At 71.8% G+C, this 20050-nt stretch carries 26 protein-coding genes; 18 read left to right on the plus strand and 8 right to left on the minus strand.

What is annotated here, in order from left to right:
* Nucleotides 1–2 precede the first annotated feature (2 nt).
* The 4 genes from ACJOT3_RS17365 to ACJOT3_RS17380 all read right to left on the minus strand — a co-directional run bounded on the left by ACJOT3_RS17365 (nucleotide 3) and on the right by ACJOT3_RS17380 (nucleotide 3296).
* Complete coding sequence (locus ACJOT3_RS17365) at nucleotides 3–641, minus strand: histidine phosphatase family protein (protein WP_406973881.1); 639 nt, start codon at nucleotides 639–641, stop codon at nucleotides 3–5.
* Nucleotides 638–1384 (minus strand): zinc ribbon domain-containing protein, encoded by a 747-nt coding sequence (locus ACJOT3_RS17370; RefSeq protein ID WP_406973882.1) that lies wholly within the window; start codon nucleotides 1382–1384, stop codon nucleotides 638–640. Before ACJOT3_RS17370 ends, ACJOT3_RS17365 begins: the two co-directional genes overlap by 4 nt.
* A 92-nt stretch (nucleotides 1385–1476) precedes the next feature.
* A complete protein-coding gene (locus ACJOT3_RS17375) occupies nucleotides 1477–2340 on the minus strand; it encodes a Nif3-like dinuclear metal center hexameric protein (RefSeq protein WP_406973883.1) in 864 nt (287 codons plus the stop codon).
* A complete protein-coding gene (locus ACJOT3_RS17380; RefSeq protein ID WP_406973884.1) occupies nucleotides 2337–3296 on the minus strand; it encodes a helix-turn-helix transcriptional regulator in 960 nt (319 codons plus the stop codon). Before ACJOT3_RS17380 ends, ACJOT3_RS17375 begins: the two co-directional genes overlap by 4 nt.
* Nucleotides 3297–3390: 94 nt before the next feature.
* On the opposite strand from ACJOT3_RS17380, the gene ACJOT3_RS17385 reads away from it, so the two are divergent.
* Together ACJOT3_RS17385 and ACJOT3_RS17390 are read left to right on the plus strand one after the other, a co-directional pair.
* Entirely contained in the window at nucleotides 3391–4779 is a 1389-nt protein-coding gene (locus ACJOT3_RS17385) for an FAD-binding oxidoreductase (RefSeq protein ID WP_406973885.1), read from the plus strand.
* A gap of 92 nt (nucleotides 4780–4871) precedes the next feature.
* On the plus strand, nucleotides 4872–5750 hold the full coding sequence (locus tag ACJOT3_RS17390) for a deoxyribonuclease IV (RefSeq protein WP_406973886.1): 879 nt from the start codon (nucleotides 4872–4874) through the stop codon (nucleotides 5748–5750).
* On the opposite strand, the gene ACJOT3_RS17395 is transcribed toward ACJOT3_RS17390, so the two are convergent.
* Nucleotides 5747–6418 carry a helix-turn-helix domain-containing protein gene (locus tag ACJOT3_RS17395; RefSeq protein ID WP_406973887.1) on the minus strand — a complete coding sequence of 224 codons (672 nt, stop codon included), beginning with the start codon at nucleotides 6416–6418 and terminating at the stop codon, nucleotides 5747–5749. The two genes, ACJOT3_RS17390 and ACJOT3_RS17395, sit on opposite strands and share 4 nt — an antisense overlap.
* Nucleotides 6419–6459: 41 nt before the next feature.
* A complete protein-coding gene (locus tag ACJOT3_RS17400; RefSeq protein ID WP_406973888.1) occupies nucleotides 6460–7764 on the minus strand; it encodes an MFS transporter in 1305 nt (434 codons plus the stop codon).
* Nucleotides 7765–7978: 214 nt separating this feature from the next.
* Between ACJOT3_RS17400 and ACJOT3_RS17405 the strand changes: the two genes are divergently transcribed.
* Complete coding sequence (locus tag ACJOT3_RS17405) at nucleotides 7979–8332, plus strand: hypothetical protein (RefSeq protein WP_406973889.1); 354 nt, start codon at nucleotides 7979–7981, stop codon at nucleotides 8330–8332.
* Between the two features lie 577 nt (nucleotides 8333–8909).
* On the opposite strand, the gene ACJOT3_RS17410 is transcribed toward ACJOT3_RS17405, so the two are convergent.
* Entirely contained in the window at nucleotides 8910–9605 is a 696-nt protein-coding gene (locus ACJOT3_RS17410) for an HAD family hydrolase (RefSeq protein WP_406973890.1), read from the minus strand.
* Nucleotides 9602–10444 (minus strand): GntR family transcriptional regulator, encoded by an 843-nt coding sequence (locus ACJOT3_RS17415; RefSeq protein WP_406973891.1) that lies wholly within the window; start codon nucleotides 10442–10444, stop codon nucleotides 9602–9604. The genes ACJOT3_RS17410 and ACJOT3_RS17415 overlap by 4 nt, the downstream gene beginning before the upstream one ends.
* A 176-nt stretch (nucleotides 10445–10620) precedes the next feature.
* On the opposite strand from ACJOT3_RS17415, the gene ACJOT3_RS17420 reads away from it, so the two are divergent.
* The 15 genes from ACJOT3_RS17420 (at nucleotide 10621) to ACJOT3_RS17490 (ending at nucleotide 20040) form a co-directional block, all read left to right on the plus strand.
* A complete protein-coding gene (locus ACJOT3_RS17420) occupies nucleotides 10621–10920 on the plus strand; it encodes a WhiB family transcriptional regulator (RefSeq protein WP_406973892.1) in 300 nt (99 codons plus the stop codon).
* Between the two features lie 37 nt (nucleotides 10921–10957).
* Nucleotides 10958–11539 (plus strand): NUDIX domain-containing protein, encoded by a 582-nt coding sequence (locus ACJOT3_RS17425; RefSeq protein ID WP_406973893.1) that lies wholly within the window; start codon nucleotides 10958–10960, stop codon nucleotides 11537–11539.
* 97 nt (nucleotides 11540–11636) lie between these two features.
* Nucleotides 11637–11789: a hypothetical protein gene (locus ACJOT3_RS17430; protein ID WP_406973894.1), complete on the plus strand. Its 153-nt coding sequence runs from the start codon at nucleotides 11637–11639 to the stop codon at nucleotides 11787–11789.
* A 142-nt stretch (nucleotides 11790–11931) separates the two neighbouring features.
* A complete protein-coding gene (locus ACJOT3_RS17435) occupies nucleotides 11932–12054 on the plus strand; it encodes a hypothetical protein (RefSeq protein ID WP_406973895.1) in 123 nt (40 codons plus the stop codon).
* 195 nt (nucleotides 12055–12249) lie between these two features.
* A complete protein-coding gene (locus ACJOT3_RS17440; RefSeq protein WP_406973896.1) occupies nucleotides 12250–12687 on the plus strand; it encodes a hypothetical protein in 438 nt (145 codons plus the stop codon).
* 3 nt (nucleotides 12688–12690) lie between these two features.
* Nucleotides 12691–12828: a hypothetical protein gene (locus ACJOT3_RS17445; RefSeq protein WP_406973897.1), complete on the plus strand. Its 138-nt coding sequence runs from the start codon at nucleotides 12691–12693 to the stop codon at nucleotides 12826–12828.
* On the plus strand, nucleotides 12825–13037 hold the full coding sequence (locus tag ACJOT3_RS17450) for a hypothetical protein (RefSeq protein ID WP_406973898.1): 213 nt from the start codon (nucleotides 12825–12827) through the stop codon (nucleotides 13035–13037). The genes ACJOT3_RS17445 and ACJOT3_RS17450 overlap by 4 nt, the downstream gene beginning before the upstream one ends.
* The gene (locus tag ACJOT3_RS17455; RefSeq protein WP_406973899.1) at nucleotides 13024–14241 is read left to right on the plus strand and encodes a hypothetical protein; all 1218 of its coding nucleotides are present in this window, start codon (nucleotides 13024–13026) and stop codon (nucleotides 14239–14241) included. Before ACJOT3_RS17450 ends, ACJOT3_RS17455 begins: the two co-directional genes overlap by 14 nt.
* Nucleotides 14241–14426: a hypothetical protein gene (locus ACJOT3_RS17460; RefSeq protein WP_406973900.1), complete on the plus strand. Its 186-nt coding sequence runs from the start codon at nucleotides 14241–14243 to the stop codon at nucleotides 14424–14426. The genes ACJOT3_RS17455 and ACJOT3_RS17460 overlap by 1 nt, the downstream gene beginning before the upstream one ends.
* 89 nt (nucleotides 14427–14515) lie before the next feature.
* Complete coding sequence (locus ACJOT3_RS17465; RefSeq protein ID WP_406973901.1) at nucleotides 14516–16774, plus strand: zonular occludens toxin domain-containing protein; 2259 nt, start codon at nucleotides 14516–14518, stop codon at nucleotides 16772–16774.
* Nucleotides 16775–17137: 363 nt separating this feature from the next.
* Nucleotides 17138–17542 (plus strand): RRQRL motif-containing zinc-binding protein, encoded by a 405-nt coding sequence (locus tag ACJOT3_RS17470; protein ID WP_406973902.1) that lies wholly within the window; start codon nucleotides 17138–17140, stop codon nucleotides 17540–17542.
* Complete coding sequence (locus ACJOT3_RS17475; protein ID WP_406973903.1) at nucleotides 17539–18423, plus strand: bifunctional DNA primase/polymerase; 885 nt, start codon at nucleotides 17539–17541, stop codon at nucleotides 18421–18423. Before ACJOT3_RS17470 ends, ACJOT3_RS17475 begins: the two co-directional genes overlap by 4 nt.
* On the plus strand, nucleotides 18420–19493 hold the full coding sequence (locus tag ACJOT3_RS17480; RefSeq protein ID WP_406973904.1) for an AAA family ATPase: 1074 nt from the start codon (nucleotides 18420–18422) through the stop codon (nucleotides 19491–19493). Before ACJOT3_RS17475 ends, ACJOT3_RS17480 begins: the two co-directional genes overlap by 4 nt.
* A gap of 70 nt (nucleotides 19494–19563) precedes the next feature.
* Nucleotides 19564–19728 (plus strand): hypothetical protein, encoded by a 165-nt coding sequence (locus tag ACJOT3_RS17485; RefSeq protein WP_406973905.1) that lies wholly within the window; start codon nucleotides 19564–19566, stop codon nucleotides 19726–19728.
* A gap of 93 nt (nucleotides 19729–19821) precedes the next feature.
* On the plus strand, nucleotides 19822–20040 hold the full coding sequence (locus ACJOT3_RS17490; protein ID WP_274813067.1) for a helix-turn-helix domain-containing protein: 219 nt from the start codon (nucleotides 19822–19824) through the stop codon (nucleotides 20038–20040).
* Nucleotides 20041–20050: the final 10 nt, after the last annotated feature.

Below are 20050 nucleotides of genomic sequence, written 5' to 3' on the forward strand. Positions count from 1 at the left end.
GTTCAGGCCAGGTGGGAGGTGTCGTTGAACGACCGCATCACCATGGGGCCGTCGGCGTAGACGTCCACCTCGGTGAGGCTCGCGGTGTCCAGGTGCATCCGGTACAGGGCCTGCACCGGGGCGAGCAGGGCCTGCTGGACGAGCGTCTTGATGGGGGTGACGTGGGTGACGACCAGGACGGTGCGCCCCCGGTGGCGCTCCACCAGGGCGTCGCGGGCCGCGCCGACGCGCCGCGACACCGCGGCGAAGTCCTCGCCGCCCGGCGGGGCCGCCTGCGGGTCGGACACCCACCGGTCGACCGCCACCGCGTCGTGCTCGCGCGCCTCGGCGAAGGTCATCCCCTCCCAGAGGCCGAAGTCGGTCTCCACGAACCCGTCGTCGACCTCCACCGCCAGGCCCAGGGCCTCGGCGGCGTACTCGGCGGTGCGCCGGGTCCGCAGCAGCGGCGAGGCGACGATCGCGTCGACCCTCCGGTCGGCCAGCCGGCGGGCGGCCGCCGCGGCCTGGGCGCGTCCCGCCTCGGTGAGCGGGATGTCGCCCCGGCCCGCGAAGCGGCGTTCCACCGACAGCGGGGTCTGGCCGTGGCGCAGCAGCAGCAACCGGGTCGGCGAGGTGTCGGGGGCACCCCACCCGGTGCTCACTGGACCTCCGGCTCCGGAACGCGGACCAGGATGCGGCGGCACTCCTCGCAGCGCACCACGTCGTCGGGAGCGGCCGAGCGGATCTCCCCGATCTCGGCCGGGCTCAGCACCAGCTTGCAGCCCTCGCAGCGGCCGTGGCGCAGCGGGGCCGCGGCGACGCCGCCGTACTGGGCGCGCAGCTTGTCGTACAGGGACAGCAGCGGCTCGGGAACGTCCTCGGATACCCGCTGCCGGTTCTCGACGACGCGGGCCCGGTCCAGCCCGATCCCGGCGGCGGCGGTGTCGCGGCGGGCGACCACGGTGGTGTACTGGACGCGGGCGTCCTCGGCGGCGGCCGTCAGCCGGGCGACCTCCGACGTCAGCGTCTCGACCTGCTCCATCGCCTCCAGCACGACCTCCTCCAGCTCGCCCTGGCGGCGGCTCAGCGAGGCGATCTCGGACTGGAGGTTCTGCAGCTCCTTGCCGTTGGTGATGCGCCCCGACTCCAGGCGCTCGGTGTCGCGGGCGGCGCGGGAGCGCACCTGGTCGACGTCGCTCTCGGCCTTGCGCTGGGCGCGCTCGGCGTCGGACAGACGGGTCTGGGCGGCGATCAGCTCGCCGTCGAGGCGGTCGGCGAGCTCGGCGAGCCGGGTCGCCTCGGCGACCTCGGGCAGGGTCGCGGACCGGTGGTCCAGGCGCTGGACCTCAAGGTCCAGTTCCTGGAGGTCGAGCAGTCTGGCCTGAGCGGCGGGTTCGGCTTTCACTTGTTCTCCTGGGGTGGTCGGAAAGGCCGGTACGCCGTCCGCGCCCTCAACTCTGTGCAGTTCGGTCGGATGCCCGGCAGCGGGCGGGTGTGTCAGGCCGACGGGAACGCCTGTGACCAGGCGTCCGTCACCGTGGTGGACACGCGGGTCTCCACGTTAGCCCCATCCGGGCCCAGGCGCCGAACGAGGGAGTCGGCCAGGGCGGCCGCCCCGTCCGCCAGCCACGGCCACTCGCTCGCGAAATGGGGCGTGTCGATGAGCGCGGGGGCGCCGGGCCGCTCGGCGAACTCCGAGGCGGGATGGTGGCGCAGGTCGGAGGTGACGAAGGCGTCCACTCCGGCGGCGCGGGCGGCGTCGAGCAGGGAGTCGCCCGCCCCGCCCGACACCGCGACCGTGGTGACGATGCGGTCGAGGTCACCCGAGGCCCGAACGCCGGGCGCGGTGGCGGGCAGGCCCGCGGCGACCCGGGCGGCGAAGTCGCGCAGCGTCATCGGGCCGTCCAGGTCCCCGACGCGGCCGATGCCGCGGCGGCCGTCGGGGTCGGTGGTGTCGGGCTCCAGCGGGCGCAGCGGGCCGGTGAGCCCGACCGCGCGGGCCAGCGCGTCGGACACCCCCGGCGCGGCGGTGTCGGCGTTGGTGTGCGCGGTGTACAGGGCGATCCCGGCGCGGATGAGCCGGTGGACGACGCGCCCCTTGGGGGTGTCGGCGGCGACACTGTGCACGCCCCGCAGCATGAGCGGGTGATGGGTGACGATCAGGTCCGCCCCCCAGGTGACCGCCTCGTCGACGACGGCCTCGACGGGGTCGACGGCGAACAGCACCTTGGCGGTCCGGGCCGCGGGGTCGCCCACCGCCAGGCCCACCCGGTCCCAGGAGGCCGCCCAGGAGGTCGGGTAGACGTCCTCGAAGGCGGCGATGACGTCGGCGAGTGCGGGGTGTTCGGTCAGCGTGCTCACGGGCTTGAGCGTAGCGCCCTTCCGGCCCGGCGCAGGTGCCCGGAGATCTCGGGGGAGACCTGTTCGACGGTGACGTCGGCGTCCAGGCACAGCACGGCCGCGGTGTACTGCGCGACCAGCTCCGGGGAGTCGGCGCTGATGCGGATCCGGCACCGGTCGGCGCCGTCGGGGTCGATGCGCCCGGGGAACGGCCCGTACAGGCGGCCGCGCACCTCCGCCTCCGGCAGGGCCACGGCCAGCCGCACGGTGTGCGTGTAGGTCGCCTCGGCGAACCCGCCGAGCAGGTGGCCGACCGGGTCGGGCAGGTCCCGGGGGTCGAACCGGCCGTGGGTGGCGCGGACGTCGTCGACCCGGTCCACCCGGAAGGTGCGCCAGTCGTCCCGGCCGGTGTCGTGGGCGATCAGGTACCAGTGGCCGCCGTGGGACACCAGGTGGTGCGGCTCCACACGCCGCTCGCCGGGCTCCCCCGACCGGGGCCGGTAGGTGAGGGCGGTGACGACCCGGTCGCGGCAGTGCGCGGCCAGCCGGCCCAGCGTCGCCGGGTCGGTGTCGTCGTGCCGGGGCGGCACGGCGGAGGCGCTGTCCCGGACGGCCGCCAGCCGGGGGCGCAGCCGGGCGGGCAGGATCCGCTCCAGTTTGGCCAGGGCGCTCAGCGCCCCCTCCCGCGCGCCCTCGGCGCCGACCAGCGCGAGCGCGAGCGCGACGGCCTCCTCGTCGTCCAGCAGCAGCGGGGGCAGGTCGCGCCCGGAGGCGAGCCGGTACCCGCCCGCGACGCCGGGCACCCCCTCGATCCGGTAGTCGAGTTCGCGCAGCCGGTCGACGTCGCGGCGCAGGGTGCGGGCGCTGACGCCGAGCCGGTCGGCGAGGTCGGGTCCGGTCCACTCGCGGCGGGCCTGGAGCAGGGACAGCAGGCGCAGGAGCCGCTGCGGCAGCCCGGCCCGGACGGATTCGCTCATGTTCCCCAGGATGCCGTCCATTGCGGCCGTGATGTGGCCGCATGGGTTCCTACGGTGGCCGGGACGGCACGGAAACGAGTCCCGGAGGACCCCCATGACGGATCGAACGAACACGACGAACACGACGGACACGGCGGCGCGCACCCTGGCCGCCCGGCTGTCGGGGGCCGTGCACGCCCCCGGCTCGCCCGGCCACGAACGGGCCCGCACCGGTGTCCAGCTCCTGGACCCGCACCGGCCCGCCGCCGTGGTCGAGGCCGCGGACGCCGACGACGTGCGCGCGGCCGTGGCGTGGGCGGCCGAACACGACCTCCCGGTGGCCGTCCAGGCCACCGGCCACGGCCGCGGCACCGGCCTGTCCGGCGGGGTGCTCATCGACACGCACCACATGGACGGGGTGCACGTGGACCCCGTCCGCCGGACCGCCCGGATCGGGGCGGGCGCCACCTGGCGGCGGGTGATCGAGGCGGCGGCACCCCACGGGCTGGCGCCGCTGTCGGGCAGCTCCCCGTCCGTGGGCGCGGTGGGCTACACCCTGGGCGGCGGCGTGGGCCTGCTCGCCCGCCGGTACGGCTTCTCCTCCGACCTGGTACACCGCATCGACCTGGTCACGGCCGACGGCGGGGCCCGCGCGGTGACCGCCGGCTCCGACCCCGGACTCTTCCGGGCGCTGCGCGGCGGCGGGCTCCTCGGCTTCGGGGCCGTCACAGGGATGGAGATCGGCCTGGTCCCGGTGGAGCGCCTCTACGGCGGCGGGCTGCTCTTCGACCTGGGCGGCGACCCGGCCGCGGTGCTCGGCGCCTGGTGGCGGTGGGCCGAGGACCTGCCCGAGGAGATGACCACCGGGGTGTCGGTGGTCTCCTATCCCGACCTGCCCGTCCTGCCGCCGCACCTGCGCGGCCGCCTGTCGGCCCGGGTGGCGGTGTCCTGGTCGGGGCCGGTCGAGCGGGGTCCCGGCCTGGTGGAGCCGCTGCGGAAGGCCGGGCCACTGGTCGCCGACGCCCTGGGGGTGCTGCCCTACAGCGCGTCGGCGGCGGTGTTCGACGACCACGACGAACCGGCGGCCTACCGCGGCGAGGGGCTGCTGCTGGACCGCTTCCCGCTGGGGGAGGCGGTCGAGGTGGTCCGGCGGGCGGCCGCGGCGCCCTTCATGGCGGCGGTGTGGCTGCGCCGCCTGGGCGGGGCGCTGGAGCGTCCGCCCGCGGTTCCCGACGCCGTCGGGAACCGGGACGCCGCCGTGGCGCTGACCCTGCTGACCCTGGACACCGAGCGGGACACCCCGGCCATGGCCGACCTGCGCGCCGGGGCCTCTGAGCTGCTGGCCGGGCACACCCTGGGGCGTTCGCTCACCCTGTCGTTCGGGCCGGTGGACGCCGACCGGGCCGGAACCGCGTTCGCCCCGGGCGACCACGCCCGGCTGCTGGAGCTGCGGAACCGGCTGGACCCGCGGGGCCTGTTCCGCTCCCACCGGCCGCTGGGGTGACCGCGCGCGGCCGCGGGTGACGCCCCCGGTGAGCGGGGACACCGGCCCACCGGGACGGGGCGCTGCGGGGCAGGGTTTAGGCTGGTCGACCGATGAGTACCACGCAGCACACCCGCTCCCCCCAGGCCCCGTCCCCGGTCGGCGCGCACGTCCCGGTCGCCGGGGGCATGGCCGACAAGGGCCTGGCCTACGCCGCCGAGATCGACGCCGAGACCGTCCAGGTGTTCGTGTCCAACCCGCGCGGCTGGGCGACCAACGGGGGCGACCCGGCCCAGGACGCGCGCATGCGCGAGCGGGCCGGGGCCGGGCTCCCGGTGTTCGTGCACGCCCCCTACCTGATCAACCCGGGCACCCCCGACGAGGAGGTGGCCGGCAAGTCGGTGGTCTCCCTGGAGCACGCGCTGCGCCGGGCCGCCGCGATCGGGGCGCTGGGCGTGGTCGTGCACACCGGCTCGGCGGTGTCGGGCGGCCGGGAGGCCGGCCTGGCCCGGATGCGGGAGCGGCTGCTGCCGCTGCTGGAGCGCCTGGGCGAGGACGTCCCGCCGGTGCTGCTGGAGCCGATGGCCGGGCAGGGCCAGGTGCTGTGCGCGACCGTCGACGACCTGGTGCCCTACTTCGAGGCGCTGGAGTGGCACCCGAACGTGGGCGTGTGCCTGGACACCGCCCACCTGTTCGCCGCCGGGCACGACATCTCCACCCGGGAGGGGATGCGCACCGCCCTGGACCGGTTCGGCGAGGTGGTGGGCGCCGACCGGCTGCGGGTGGTCCACGGCAACGACTCCAAGGCCCCGTGCGGCAGCAACAAGGACCGGCACGAGAACATCGGGGCCGGGTTCATCGGCGCCGACGCGTTCGGGGAGCTGTTCGTCCACCCGGTGAGCGCGGGGGTGCCGATCGTGGTGGAGACCCCCGGCCCGGCGGGCCCGCACGCCGCCGACGTGGCGACCCTCAAGAAGCTCCGCGACGGCTAGGAGCCGTCCCCGCCCCGTTCCTCCCGTTCCCGCCGCGGCGGCAGCGTGGGGAAGATGTTGACCTGCACCTCGACGCCGTCGGTGTCGGGGTGGCTCTCGGGGGTGCGGCCCTCGAAGCGCTGGGTGTAGTCGCGCAGGAAGCCGTACAGCGCCTCGGTGAACTCCCTGGTCTCCCGCGGTGTCATCCGCAGGTGCGACAGCGAGTCGGAGGCGGAGTCCTTCCAGCGGCGCACGTCCGGGTCGTCCGGACGCTCCAGCACCAGTTCGCGCCAGTCGCGGAAGTGCTCCTCCCGCTGGTGGTAGTAGCGGCCCAGGACGATCTCGGCGGCCGCGCGGGTGCGCGGGTCGGCCAGGAACGCGTGGCCCTGCATGCTCCAGCCGCCGGGCCGGACGCGCCACCAGCGCTCCCGGCCCCCGGAGCGGCCGGGGGCGGCGTCGATGAACCCGAACCGGGACAGCTGGCGCAGGTGGTAGCTGGTGGCGCCGCTGCTCTCCCCCAGGCGCTGGCCCAGGATGGTGGCGGTGGCGGGACCGTTGCGGGTCAGCTCCTCCAGGAGGCGCCCGCGCAGCGGGTGGGCCAGGCCGCGCAGGGCGTTCGCGTCCACCTGCAACTGCTCGCCCTCCTCGGGGAAGGCGTCCTCGTCGTCGGTCAGGGGCTCGTCGGGCATGGGTTCACCGTAGCGGTCGAACGCGTGGTGCAGGGAGTTCCTCATCGGTCGCCCCCGGCCAGGCGGGCGGTGGCCTCGTCGCACCGGCGGGCGCACTCGGCGATGGTGCGCCGAAAGACCAGGACGGTGGCGACCATGAGCAGGCCGCCGACCAGGTAGGGCAGGGCCAGGTCGATCCGGCCCAGCAGCCCGCCGACCAGCGCGCCCGCCGGGGCCGTGCCCCAGCCGACGGTGCGGAAGGCCGCGGACACCCGGCCGCGCAGGTGCTCGGGGACGACGGTCTGGAAGAACACCGACCCGGCGATGTTGGAGGTGGTCATGGACACGCCGATCAGCACCCAGGCCGCGGCGGCCAGGCGGGCGTCGGTGGTGAACGCCATGGCGGCCAGGCCCAGGCCCATGCCCAGGTAGCCGGTCGTCATCACGGCCCGGCGGCCGATCGCGAGCACCAGGCGGGAGGCGACCGCCGCGCCCAGGACCCCACCGACGGCGATGGCGGCCATGAACACGCCGTAGAGGGCGACGGGGACCCCCAGCACCTGCTGGACGTGCAGCACCATCACGGCGGTGCCCATCTGTATGCCCGCCATGGTCCCGGCGTTGGTGAACATCATGCGGCGGATGAGGCGGTCGCCGAACGCGTGGCCCAGCCCCTCGCGCAGGGAGGCGAACACTCCGGCCCGCGGTTCGGACGGTCCGCCCGCGGCCGCCTCGCCGTCGGGTTCGGGGCGGCGGCGCAGCAGCAGGACGACGGTGAACACGAGCACGACGCACAGGGCGTAGGAGAGGGCGACCCCGGCCACCGGCAGCAGGGCGGCGACCGCGAACAGCAGTCCGGCGACCGGTTTGGCCAGGAAGTCCTGGGCCACCAGGTGCATCCCCTCCTGCCTGCCGTTGGCGCGGTCCAGGAGCCGTCCCGGCACCAGCCGGGCCACGCTGATCCGGGCCGCCGGGTCCGAGACGGTCTCGCAGGTGATCACCAGGAACAGGATCGCGTACAGGATCCACATCTCGGCGCGGCCCAGCGCGACGACCACGGCCAGCGCCGCCACGGCCGCGGCGGCGACCGCGTTGGCCGCCGCCATGGCGCGCAGCCGGTCCACCCGGTCCAGCAGCACCCCGGAGAAGGGCGCGACCAGCAGCCAGGGCAGGAACCGGGCGACCAGCAGCCCGGAGACGGCCAGCGGGTCGTGGGTGAGGGTGGCGGCGATCAGCGGCAGCGCGGTCGCGAGCATGCCGTCGCCGAGGTTGGTCAGCCCGGAGGCGGCCAGCAGGCGGTGGAACGCGCCGCCGAGGCGGTCGGCGCGGGCCGAGGACGCGGGAGGTGCGGGGGGTGCGGAGGTCATCACGGTTCCTTTCGGTGATACCCCGACGCTATCCCAAAGATTTCTTTGCAAAGATTCAGATGCAAAGAAATCTCTGCACTACTTTCCGTGACATCGCGGACACGCCCGACCGGGGAACCTCCGCGGGGGCCCGGTCGTCCCACAGGGCGATGGGGGACAATGGGAACAGGGCCCTGTGCACGGGGCCGCGGGTCGAGGGAAGAGGTGGCGACGGATGGATCCGTTCTCCATGGTGTTCGGTGCGGCGATCGCTCTGGGCGGCTTCGTGGTTGGCCGCCTCGTCACGAGGCGCCAGGCCAAGGAGGCCCTCGTCGAACAGCGCAAACAGGAGCAGGCCCGGGCGCTGAACCCCGGAGAGCGCAACCCGCAGCCCCTGTGCGGCTGCGGCCACCACCTCGTCTTCCACGACCAGCAGACCAAGAAGTGCCAGACCCAGGTGGTCATCCCGGGCCGCTGGACCGGCTCCCAGAGCTCCACCTACCGCCAGTGCATGTGCCAGGGCTACCGCGGGCCCATCCCGCTGGATGAGTACTACGCTCCTGACCTCGCTGAAGGCAGCGGTTCCTGACTTGTTCGGGCCTGGAATTCCACCCGCGTCCGGCTGCGTCTATGGGCGTCCGTCCGGGTTAGGCACCCTGCTAGGCACCCATTGGAAGAGTGAAGTACCAGATCAGCGCACCCCGAAACCCCAAGGGGGCCAGACGCAGACAGCGTCTGGCCCCCTTCTCTTGGCCGAAGTCGATGTTCGCCGCTCCGCAGGAGGCGTCCCCGACTGATGGGTGTCGCTTTCAACCATCCACGGACGTCCACGGAATGCTGCGGCTGTCTATCGCCGTCGGCTTCCGGTTCAGGCGCCTCAGAAGCCCTGTGAGCCGTCGGCTTCCAGCCACGATGGATCACCTTCGGGCGATCGTGGTCGCCCGCCTGTAGGCATCTGAGGGCGCCGACCCTTGCAACCTTGAGCACATGTGACGGATCGCGGCGTGATCGGTGGTGTGCTGGAACACCCCGGGGTGTTTCAGCCCCTCAATCGGACAGTCGGACACTTGGGTGTCGGGGGTGTCCTAGTCGTTTTCGCTGGTCAGAAGATCAATCGGACAGTCGGACACCAGGGACACCCCTGAACCTGCTTGAAGGCGACCAGTTCATGTGAGCGGACCGGCCGCCCGTAGCTGCGTGGCGAGTTCCGCCATGTCCTCGGTGACGACATCGCTCCCGAGAGCGCGGAAGCGCTCCGCCTTGCCGGCCTTGTTCGCGTAGCCCGCTACGGGGACCCCCATCACCTTGGCCACTTCGATGTCGGTCGCCGAGTCGCCCACCATGAGGCAGTCGCCCGGGGCCGCGGACAACCCTTCAAGCGCGACCTCAAGAAGGTGGGGGTGCGGCTTCATCAGTTTCGGCGACAAACGGGACCGACCGAAGATCCCCAAGGTGAGCGAGGCAAGTCCGTGCTTGCCCAGGAAGGCATTCACCGCTTCCGGGGAATTGTTGCTGACCACCACCAAGGGCCGCCCGGTCTCTCGGCACGCTTCCATGAATTCAATCGCTCCCGATGTCGGGGATGCCTCAGTGACGGATACGGTCTCCGCTTCCCGGAGTACTCGCTCAGCCTCGGAATGCCACTCGGATGCGATCTTGAAAAGACCCCTGAGTACTTCCATGGGATCCGTCTCTTCTTTGATTTCCAGGGGAACGGAGACTCCGGCATCGACAGCCCTGGAAACCATGTCACGGGCTACCCGGGGAGCCGGGTAACCGGCGAAGGCATCGCAGACAGGGCCGTCGAAGTCGAGCAGAACCGCGCGGCAGCGGCGGATGACGTTCTCTTCCTCAGGGGTCATTCCTCACGCTCCCGGGAGACGTTTTCCCAAATGCTGTCGAACCACATCTGGGACTGTGCAATGTACTGCGATCCCATCGATTCTGAATCCTCATCAGCGGCGTGATGGAAGAGAGTGGCATCCCTCCCCATAAGGTCGAAGATTTCAACCTTCTCCTTGCCAATGGGAACAGTGTTCTCTTTGACCGGGTAGTAGCCGAAGAACGCTTCCTGACTATTGATGATGTACAGCTTGAACATCGGAGCGACGGAGTAGACACGAGTTTTCACCGTGGCACTCTGAACAAGCCCAAGGTTCTCAAGCTCGTGCACCACGTCTTCGATCCCCTGGGTGTAGCGGAGCATGATCCGGCGCATCCGTTTACGCACTTCGGGGTCATCGGACAAGGTGTCCGCTCGGACCGGCAGCCCCATCGGAGCCGAGAGATCAGGAACCAGGATGCGGATCCTGACGCTCTCCGGCGACAGTCGTCCTTCCCGCACCTTGTCCAGTGGCTCTTGGAGGGCGCCATGCAGGGTCTCGCCCCCGAAACCCGCGAAGTCGATGGTCACGTTCTTGGCCGAGAACGCCCGTTCGATGTGGGGACGCAGCCCCACTGGCCGGGATGTGCGCTCACGAACAAAGACGCCGCGGCCCTGCTGGGAGACCACCAACCCTTCGTCCCGCAGTAGGCGGATGGCTTGCTGAATGGTCATCCGAGCCACGCCGTAGGTCTTGGCGAGTTCGGCACCAGAGGGCAACTGGTTACCCGGCTCTAGCTTCCGGGTAAGGATGGCAGCCCTCAATGAGGCGGCTACCTGCTGAAACGGCGGACGGGGGTCTTCCGGGTCAATGCTCATGCCACCAGCCTAAGGGAGCCTGGCTAGGCAGCCTAGAAAGAAAATTCCACAACCCTCTTGACTGGCCTAGCTTGGCTAGCCAAGCTAGGTGACTAGCAAGCCTGCTCAAGTTCCTGCTTCGTAGCCACCAGCAGGGCCCTGAACAGCCCTTATTCCGCATGCCTGAAGGAGGTTCTGTGCGCCCCGACGACCTGCGTTACCTGCCCACCGGGCAGCTGTACGCCGCGATCAGCGCCGCCGACACCCCGTGCGCCGACCCGGTCAACACCGCCCTGTTCTTCGAGCCCGACACCAGCGCCAGCAACAGGGGCGAGACCAAGACCGCGAAGAAGCTGCGGATCCGCTCCGCCCGGGTCCTGTGCGCCGGATGCCCCGCCCGGGAGCTGTGCCTGGAACTGGCCGACCGCGAACGGCCGACCGTCGGCATCTGGGGCGGCCTCACAGCCGATGAACTCCGCTACCGCAGGGCCGCCTGACCCCTCCACAGACCAGCACGACGGAAGGACCGATCACATGACCACCACGACTGACACGACCAAGCGGTGCTGTGGAACCAGCGTCGGTGCCCGGGTGCGCCGCCGGACCGCGACCGGCTGGGAGTACCTGCTCATCGGCCGCGCCTGGTGGCCCATCGGTCAGGCCCCGGTCGCCGGACACGTCTACGACGCCCACACCGACGTGATCGACGCCCTGGTGGCCGAGATGCGCGAGGAGGTCGGGCTGGAGGTCCTCTCCTACGAGCTGATCCACGAGGTGCGCCTGACCAACCTGTGCCAGTCGCTGCCCGCGCTGCCCACCCCGGGCCACCACTGGTGGCTGTACGACGTGGAAGCCACCGGAGAGCTGGCCCCGGACCCCGAGGAGACCACCGGCGCCCGCTGGGTGGACGCGACCGAGCTTCAGCGGCTGGCAGACATCACCGTCGTGCACGCCCTGGCGGGCCGTCCGGCCCGGACCCTGCCCCATGAGGCGCTCGAAGCGGTGTGGGTCACGCTCTTCGCCGCCACCGGCGACATCGACGTCGCGACCGAGCACGTACCGGCCGCTGTGGAGCGCCTGTACGCCACCCCGCCGGATGAGTACTGGCGGGGCTGACCCCCGGTAACCGCCCGTGTGCTGGCGGTGCCGCCCTGCGGGGCGGTGCCGGGACCACACGGTCCACCTCGAAACGCGAACCCCTGAAGGAGCCCCGGTGAGCGGCAAGAAGATCAAGTCCATCGACACCAACGGCGACACCACCACGATCACCTACGAGGACGGCAGCACCGAGACCCAGACCAGCCCTGTGCAGGTCGACCGGTTGGACAACGCCACCGTGACGGTCCGCCTCCCCTGGAACCGGTAGCAGGCCCCGCGCCGTTGGGTGCCCGCGCTGCCCGGCCCGTCCTGCCGGGCGGCTAGGGGACCACCACGGTCTACCCGACCGGCCCCGGCGCATAGCCACCAAGCACAACCCGCCGGGGCCGCCACCCGCAAGGAGCCTGCTCATGGAAGCTCTGGCTGCCCTCGTACGAACCGTGACCCGCCTGGTCAACCTGTGCTGCCCGACCTGCGGCACCTACTACGACCCCGCAGACCCCGCCGCCAGCTACCCCCACAACAACCACTGAACAGGAGCAACCCCATGGACTTCGAGAAGGCGATCAGCGGCTTCGGCCTCTTCGTCCTGGCGCCCGCCGTCCTGATCGGCGTCGTCCTCATGGCCGTGTACGGCGGCTAACCCCCTACCCGCACGCACAGCGCGGCCCCGGCATCCGCCTGGAAGCTCTGCCGGGGCCGCTCACCTCAAAGGAGGCAACACCAGTATGGACCGCCAGAACCCCGAGAACACCGAAACCCTGGCCGAGAACCTGCGCAGGTGGGCCGACGGCGACTCCCTGGACATGGCCGCGGTGGAACTGCTCATCGCCCACGGCGAGTGGCTGAACCGCCCCGACTTCCAGCGGCACCTGGAGCCCTACTTCGACGCCAACGGTCGCCAGGCGACCGCCATCTACTGGCAGCAGGTCAGCGGCGCCCTGAACCGGGGCTCCCTGCCCGCGTCGTCCTCCGCCGTCACGGTGCTGCACATCGCGCTGTCCCTGACCAGCAACGTGCCGGTGGACCTGTCCGAGGTGGTCGGCCTGGACGCCACCAACACCGCTGCCGTCCTGCGGGCGCTGGCCGTGGCCACCCAGCACACCGACCGGATCACCGTCACCCTCGCATCCCGCCAGCTCCCCGGCTGGCTCACGGAGGGCTGACCGATGATCGCCATCCTGCTGATCCTGCCCACCTGTCTCATCGGCCTGGTGCTGTTCTTCTGCCACGTCATGCCTGACCGGGCCGGAGACCTGGCCCGCATCCGCGCCGCCCGCGAACGCCGCGAGAGGAGCGACCGGTGACCACCACCCAGATGATCCAGACCACCGGCCTGCTAGCCCTGGCCGTGGTGCTGCTGCTGGCCCTGACCGTAATCGTGCTCCGACTGGCCGCGCTCCCCCTGGCCGGTGCCGCCCTGGCCCTGGACAGGGCCGCCGACCTCGCCGCCGCCCCGCTGGCCCCACCCGCCGTCGACCACCCGCAAGGAGGTGACCCCGATGACCGCCGCTGAGGAACCCACCCCCGAACAGCTCCGAGAACGCCTCACCCGCCGTGAGGACATGGCCAAGGTCCGCGAGGAAGTCGCCGCCAAGCGCGCCGCCCGCCGCGCCCGGGCCCGCGCCGACCGCATCAAGCGCAAGGCCACGCTCACCGGCCTGGAAGCCCGCACCCGCTACGACGTCTACCAGTCCGGGGAGGCTCGCGCCCAGCGCGTCGCCACCACCCGCACCATGGCGCTCGGTCTGCTCATCCCCGTGCTGGTCGCCTTCGGCGCCTGGTCCGCGGCCGGTGTGCAGGCCGGAATGGTCACCCTGCTCGGGTTGGAGGAGGACAGCCCCGCCGCCTTGGCGGCCTGGCTGGTCGAACCGGCCCTGCTGGGGATCGTCGCGGGGATCATCATCATCCGCGCTCAGCTCCAGTCCGCCGGTGGGGACCTGGATGAGCGGGCCGTGCGGATCGAGTTCGGCGCTCTCGCGACCAGCATCTTGCTGAACTTCGCCGGGCACTGGCCGGACGAGCTGTCCGGAGCGGCGTTCGCCGCGCTGGCCGGGCACGCCCTGGGACCGGTCGGCGCCGCGGGGACCGCCTACCTCATCAGCCTGGTGCAGGACGGCGTCACCCACGCCAACCCCTGGCGGTTGGACGACGGTTCGGAAGCGCCCTCGCTGGTCGATCACGAGGGGTCCGACGAGTCCGACGACAACACCCAGGACACCCCCGCCGCGGTGCCGGTGGACCGTTCCCGGTGGGCCGAGAACGCGTTCATGGTCCCGCCCGGAACGGTACGGCTGGCCGTTGTCGAGTGCTCCCGCCCCGCCCCCGGCCACACCGCCCCGGACAAGGCCCGAAGCGTTGCCGAACCGACTACGGGGAGCGGTCGCCGTTCGACCGTTGAGCAGGGCGAACAGCAGGGTTCGGAAACGCCCCGCAAGGAGCGTTCGGACAAGGGCCGCAAGGTCCCCAAGTCCGCCACCCCGACCGCAGCCAAGCCGTCCAGCCGGGAGCTGTCCGACGCCGACCTGATGGCCAAGTTGGACGCCCTGATCGGCTCCGGAGACGTTCCCGAGGGTGTTTCCGTGCGCCGCGCCATGGGTGTTCTCGGGTGCGGCTACGACCGCGCCAAGCGCGTTCTCGCCGCCCGCCAGGAGCGCAAGACCACCGTTCCCGGGCAGTTGAGCGTGGTCGACGCGCTCACCGGAGAGGAGGCCGCCTGATGGGCCTGTTCGACCTGTTCGCCCGCCGGGATGGGGAGTCCTTCGTCCAGCCCTACGCCCTGGCGGACGGCAGCTACCTCTACCAGGCCCGATGCACCTGCGGATGGTTCACCGACGTGTACGTGGAAGAACGCGATTTCGTGTCGGCCCTGCGCGAGGACCACGCCGCCGAACACCAGGAATGACCCGACAGGGGCGGCGGCCCCGATCCCGCCAAGAACCCGGCCGCCGCCCCCACCCCGCACCAGTGAGAACCAGTGAGGAGACCACCATCATGACCCGCCCCGGACCCCACCCCGCCCCCTGGGACCTGACCAAGGAAGACGTCCCCACAGCCGATGAGGCAAGGGTGGTGCCGTTCCCCGACCGGACCGCCACCCGCCCCACCATCGGCGCCGCCCCCGCGACCGAGCCCGCCCCGGCCGGGACCGACGTCGAAGTGGTCGATGACGCCGACGTCGAGGTCCTGGACACCGACTCCGCCACCACGGCCCGGCCGGTCGACGTCCTGCCCAAGGAAGGCGGCACCTGGTTGGAGGACCGGCGGACGGTGCTGGACACCGCCCCGGACCTGGTGCCGTCCTACCTGCGCTCGCGGGAGGAGTTCACCGACGCCGCCCGGTTCCTGATCGAGTACTACGCCCGGATGGGCGCCTACCGGGCCACCCGCTCCCCGGTCTACCTGCTCAAGCTGGTCTCCCGGTCCCCGCGCGGCGTGGGCCGCGCCTTGGCGCACTGGGGCCGGTGGGCGCTGGACATCGAGGCCAACGAGCTGCGCAAGCACGCCGCGACCGGTAACCGGACCAGCGAGTACATGATGCTGTCCCGTCAGCACACCGCCCGGATCCGCGGTCGGCTGCTCTCCTCCCTGGTGGTGGCGCTCGGGGTCGCCGTGGTCGGTGCCGTCGCGCTGGGCACCGCCCCGGCGTGGGCGTCGGTGTCCGCGATCGTGGCCGCTCTGGCCGGGTTCGGGGCGGCCGGTCGCAAGCCCGACGCCAAGCCCATCATCGACCGGTGGACCTCCCCGCACATGCAGACCCCGCTGACCTCGGACGAGATCGTGACGGCCCTGGAAGCGATCGGTGTCAAGGGCAAGGTCGACTTCGCCCACCCCATCCAGACCGATGGCCCCGGATGGCGGGCCGAACTCGATCTGCCGCCCGGGTCCACCGCCGCCTCTGTGCTGGACAAGCGCGAGGACCTGGCCGCCGCGATGCGCCGCCCGCTGAGCACCGTGTGGCCGTCCACCGACCCCCAGGAGCACCCGGCCCGGCTGAACCTGTGGGTGGCCAAGCGCGACCCGGCCCGGGAGCCCCGCAAGATCTGGCCGCTCATGCACTCGGGTCAGGCGGACGTGTTCAAGCCCATCCCGCTGGGGTGGGACCCGCGCGGGAACCTGGTGCCCATCACGCTGATGTACTCCAACCTGCTGGTGGGAGGTATCCCCGGGTCCGGGAAGACCTCTGCCGCCCTGGCCGTCGCGCTCGGGGTCGCGTTGGACCCGACCGCGCAGCTGTGGGTGTACGAGCTCAAGGGCTCCGGTGACCTGGGATCGGTCCGCCCCGTCTGCCACCGGTACGTGTCCGGTGACGATGACGAGGACATCGAGGCCACCATCCAGGGGCTGCGGGCCGCGGTGACCGAGCAGAAGCGCCGCAAGAAGTTCATTCAGTCCCTGCCGGTGTCGGAGGTGCCCGAGGGGCGCAGGACCTCGCGTGAGCTGGCCAAGCGCTACCCCAAGCAGCACCTGGGACCGATGGCGATCATCGTGGATGAGGCGCAGGAGCTGTTCGGGCACGAGGAGTACGGCAAGGAAGCCGAAGAGCTGTGCAAGCGGCTGATCAAGAAAGCGAGGGCCTACGGCATCATCCTGGTGCTGCTGACCCAGGACCCCGACGCCAAGTCCCTGCCGCCCACGGTCTCCCGCAACGCCGGGACGCGCTTGTGCTTGGCGGTGATGGACTGGCGCGCCAACAACAACGTGCTCGGTACCGGGGCGTTCGCCCGCGGCCTGCGGGCCACCGACATCTCCGCCAACGAGGTGGGCACTGGCATCTTGGCCAAGCAGCGCGACCACTGGACGGTCAGGTGCGCGTTCATCAAGCAGACCGAGGCCGAAGAGATCGGCAAGCGCGCCCTGGCGCTGCGCACCGCCGCCGGGACCCTGTCCGGGGAGGCCGCCGGGGAAGAGGTCGAACACGCCGACGCCACCACCATCGTGGACCACCTGCGTGCCGTCTGGCCGGACGGCGCCTCAACGGTGCACTCCCACCGCCTGGTGGAAGCCCTGGCCAAGTACCGGGCCGACCTGTACGGGCCGTGGGTGGAGACCGGTACTCCGCTCGGGGAGATGAGCCCCGAGCAGGAGCGCGAAGCCCAGGCGGCCCGGTCGGCGGCGCTGAGCAACGCCCTCAAGCCGTTCAAGGTGCCCACCCGCCAGCTCACCATCCGGGAGTGCTGCGGCGGCGCCAAGGGGGTCCGCTACGACGACCTTCCCACCGAGCCGGACGACACCAACGACGACGAAGAGTGACCAACGAGGGTGGTTTCGGGGGACGGCCCGGTTTCGAGTCGACCCCGAAACCGGTTTCGACCCCGATATCGGCCAATCCGGCATCTGAACAGGGCTGATTTCGGGTTTCGACCCTGAACGCGCACCCCCGGATCGGGCCCTGAGCGGGCGTAGGGCACAACGCGTCCCACGCCGAACCCTACCCACGACCCGTCACGCAAAGTAGCCACCTCTGGTGTGGGGGCGCGAAAAAGCGGTCCCGGTGCATAGCCACCAAGCAACCCACCGGGACCGCGCCACTCGCAAGGAGCGACCCCCGCCACCGGGCGAACCCACCGACAGGAGCACTCCCATGATGCAGCACCACCGGACGGAGGTCACCCCGTGACCGCCTTCCTTGACCCGACCGGCGCCCGCTACGGGCTGCCCACCTACCCCTGGGGTACGGCCTGGATCCTTGACGACCGGCTGGCCACCCGCAAGCAGTTGGACGCCATGGGCCTGCGCCCCGGCACCTCCTACGCCGACGCACAGCTCATGTGGCGCTCCCGCCGCGCCAAGAAGGGCGGGGTGCGCACCGCCGCCCTGTACCGGATCGACCGGGCCCGCCCGAAGGAAGAGTTCACCCCCGCCCGGGAGCGCGCGCTGGCCGCCGCGATGCGCGCCCGCCGCACCTGCCCGACCTGCCAACAGGTGTTCGTCTACGTCATCCCCACCTCGCTGGGCGAGTGCCCCGCCTGCCACACGGGCGAGACCCCCGAAGCGTGGGAGCTGGGAGCCGCCGCATGAGCGCCCTGCCGTCCGCTCTGGCCGCCGCCCGCCGCGGCTGGCACGTCTTCCCGCTCACTCCCGGCGAGAAAGGCCCCCCGCTGGTGCGCCGCTGGGAACAGGCCGCCACCACCAACCCCGACCGCATCCGCGCCTGGTGGCAGCGCTGGCCCGCGGCGAACTACGGCATCGCCACCGGCCCCAGCGGCCTGGTGGTGATCGACCTGGACATGCCCAAACCCGGCCAGACCCCGCCGCCGCGGTGGGCGCTGCCCGGGGTACGTGATGGGGCCGACGTGTTCGCCGTCGTGGCCGAACGCGCCGGGCAGCCGCTGCCGCTGGACACCTTCACCGTGCGCACCCGCCGGGGCGGCCTGCACCTGTACTTCACCCACCCGGCCGGGGAGCGGCTCACCAACACCAGCGGCGACAAGGGGTCCGGCCTCGGGTGGCTGATCGACACCCGCGCCCACGGCGGCTACGTCGTCGGCCCCGGCTCCCGCGTCGGCACCGGCTCCTACACCCACCTCAACCGGGACCCCGCGGCGCCGCTCCCAGCCTGGTTGGCCACCCTGCTCAAGCCCGCGCCTCTGCCGCCGCAACGTCCGGTGCGGGTGCCGGTGGCCACCGACCGGCGCACCGCCTACCTGCGCTCCGCCGTCGAAGCCGAACTCTCCCGGATCACCGACGCACCGCCCAAGGAACGCAACAACGCCCTGTACACCGCCTCGATCGCCCTCGGGCAACTCGTGGCCGGGGGCGAACTCACCGAAGCGCAGGTGACCGCGTGGCTGTTCGAGGCCGCCGCCCGGGTCGGGCAGAGCCCGCGCGAGATCCCGAAAACGATCGCCTCCGGCCTGCGAGCCGGGGCCCACCGACCCCGGAAGGTCGCTGCCGCATGAACACCGCCAACCCGTTGGAACCCCAACACCTGCACACCGTCCCGCCGGTCCCGCCCACCGAACAAGAAGAGGCCGCGAAGCAGCGCCGCCGCACCGCATGGACCGCCGCCGAACTCATGGCCGCCGAGTTCCCCGAACCCCGCTGGGCCGTCCCCGGGCTGCTGTGCGAAGGCGTCAACCTGCTGGCCGGACCGCCCAAGGTCGGCAAGTCCTGGCTCTCCCTCGGACTCGGGCTGTCCGTGGCCGCCGGAGGCACCGCCTTGGAGAACGTCCCCGTCCAGGCCGGACCGGTGCTCTACCTCGCGTTGGAGGACACCCCGCGCCGGTTGCAGAACCGCATGGGCAAGATCCTCGCCGGGCGCCCCGCACCCGCCGGGCTGACCCTGGCAACCCAGTGCCCGCCCCTGCCCCAGGGAGGGGCCCAACACATCGCGTCCTGGTTGGACCGCAACACCGACGCCCGCATGGTCGTCATCGACGTGTTCGCCAAGGTCCGCGGAACCTCCGCCCCCGGCGCGTCGGCCTATGACGCCGACTACGCCGCGGTGGGCCACGCCAAGAAGCTCGCCGACGCCTACGGGATCTGCGTCGTCCTGGTGCACCACGTCCGCAAGGCGGGAAGTGACGACTTCCTGGCGGAGGTCTCCGGCACCAACGGACTCGCCGGGGCCGCCGACGCCACCCTCGTGCTCAAAAGGGCCCGCGGCCAAGCCGACGGCATCTTGCACGTCACCGGCCGCGACGTGGACGAGGACGAGAAGGCACTCAAGTTCCACGCCGACCGCGGCGCGTGGGAACTGCTCGAAGGACCGGCCGCCGAGCACACCGTGGGCGACACCCGCGCCGCCGTGCTGCGCTACGTGCGCGAGCACCCCGGCGCCCGCCCCAAGGACGTTGTCGAGGGCCTGCCGGACATCGATCCCGGCACCGTCCGCCGGACCTGTTCGCGCATGAGTGAGGCCGGACAGCTCACCAAGGACGCCTCCGGCCGCTACCACGCCGCCCGCTCACCGGAGGTGTCCCCGGTGTCCGACTGTCCGATTGATCTTCTGACCAGCGAAAACGACTAGGACACCCCCAACACCCCAGTGTCCGACTGTCCGACTCACCCCAGCCCCGACCCACGTAAGGAGCCCTTGAGTGATCCCCATGCAGCCCAAGAAGATCTGGCCCGCCGTCGTCACGGTCATCGTCGTGATCTTCGTGGTTCAGAGCCCCGAGACCGCCGCCGGAATCGTCTCCGGCGCGTTCGGGGGGCTGATGACCGCCGCCGACTCCGTCGGCGTGTTCATCGAGTCCCTTTAACCCACACACCGCTGAGAGCGCAGAAGCGGCCCCGGCGCATAGCCGCCAAGCACACCGCCGGAACCGCACTCCTTCGAGAGGAGCACATCCATCATGACCGAGCACGCGATCCCTGCCCAGCGTCTCCCCCAAGCGCTTTACACCGTTGAGGACGCGACGGAGGTCCTCCGGCTGAGCCGCGCCGAACTCTACGAGCAGATGAGTGCCGGACGCCTGCGCTTCGTCAAGGTCGGCCGCGCCCGCCGAATTCCGGCCAATGCGATCACGGAGTTCGTCGCCCTGTTGGAGAAAGAAGCCGAGGTGACCGTCTGACCTGACGTGT

The sequence above is a fragment of the Nocardiopsis protaetiae genome (assembly GCF_045446735.1).
GTDB classification, from domain to species: Bacteria; Actinomycetota; Actinomycetes; order Streptosporangiales; family Streptosporangiaceae; genus Nocardiopsis; species Nocardiopsis protaetiae.

Excerpts from the sequence above, each read along its gene's own strand:
- ACJOT3_RS17380 (WP_406973884.1), bottom strand. The coding sequence starts at position 3,296 with ATGAGCGAATCCGTCCGGGCCGGGCTGCCGCAGCGGCTCCTGCGCCTG.
- ACJOT3_RS17385 (WP_406973885.1), top strand. The coding sequence starts at position 3,391 with ATGACGGATCGAACGAACACGACGAACACGACGGACACGGCGGCGCGC.
- ACJOT3_RS17390 (WP_406973886.1), top strand. The coding sequence starts at position 4,872 with ATGAGTACCACGCAGCACACCCGCTCCCCCCAGGCCCCGTCCCCGGTC.
- ACJOT3_RS17395 (WP_406973887.1), bottom strand. The coding sequence starts at position 6,418 with ATGCCCGACGAGCCCCTGACCGACGACGAGGACGCCTTCCCCGAGGAG.
- ACJOT3_RS17400 (WP_406973888.1), bottom strand. The coding sequence starts at position 7,764 with ATGACCTCCGCACCCCCCGCACCTCCCGCGTCCTCGGCCCGCGCCGAC.
- ACJOT3_RS17405 (WP_406973889.1), top strand. The coding sequence starts at position 7,979 with ATGGATCCGTTCTCCATGGTGTTCGGTGCGGCGATCGCTCTGGGCGGC.
- ACJOT3_RS17410 (WP_406973890.1), bottom strand. The coding sequence starts at position 9,605 with ATGACCCCTGAGGAAGAGAACGTCATCCGCCGCTGCCGCGCGGTTCTG.
- ACJOT3_RS17415 (WP_406973891.1), bottom strand. The coding sequence starts at position 10,444 with ATGAGCATTGACCCGGAAGACCCCCGTCCGCCGTTTCAGCAGGTAGCC.
- ACJOT3_RS17425 (WP_406973893.1), top strand. The coding sequence starts at position 10,958 with ATGACCACCACGACTGACACGACCAAGCGGTGCTGTGGAACCAGCGTC.
- ACJOT3_RS17435 (WP_406973895.1), top strand. The coding sequence starts at position 11,932 with ATGGAAGCTCTGGCTGCCCTCGTACGAACCGTGACCCGCCTGGTCAAC.
- ACJOT3_RS17440 (WP_406973896.1), top strand. The coding sequence starts at position 12,250 with ATGGACCGCCAGAACCCCGAGAACACCGAAACCCTGGCCGAGAACCTG.
- ACJOT3_RS17445 (WP_406973897.1), top strand. The coding sequence starts at position 12,691 with ATGATCGCCATCCTGCTGATCCTGCCCACCTGTCTCATCGGCCTGGTG.
- ACJOT3_RS17455 (WP_406973899.1), top strand. The coding sequence starts at position 13,024 with ATGACCGCCGCTGAGGAACCCACCCCCGAACAGCTCCGAGAACGCCTC.
- ACJOT3_RS17460 (WP_406973900.1), top strand. The coding sequence starts at position 14,241 with ATGGGCCTGTTCGACCTGTTCGCCCGCCGGGATGGGGAGTCCTTCGTC.
- ACJOT3_RS17465 (WP_406973901.1), top strand. The coding sequence starts at position 14,516 with ATGACCCGCCCCGGACCCCACCCCGCCCCCTGGGACCTGACCAAGGAA.
- ACJOT3_RS17475 (WP_406973903.1), top strand. The coding sequence starts at position 17,539 with ATGAGCGCCCTGCCGTCCGCTCTGGCCGCCGCCCGCCGCGGCTGGCAC.
- ACJOT3_RS17480 (WP_406973904.1), top strand. The coding sequence starts at position 18,420 with ATGAACACCGCCAACCCGTTGGAACCCCAACACCTGCACACCGTCCCG.
- ACJOT3_RS17490 (WP_274813067.1), top strand. The coding sequence starts at position 19,822 with ATGACCGAGCACGCGATCCCTGCCCAGCGTCTCCCCCAAGCGCTTTAC.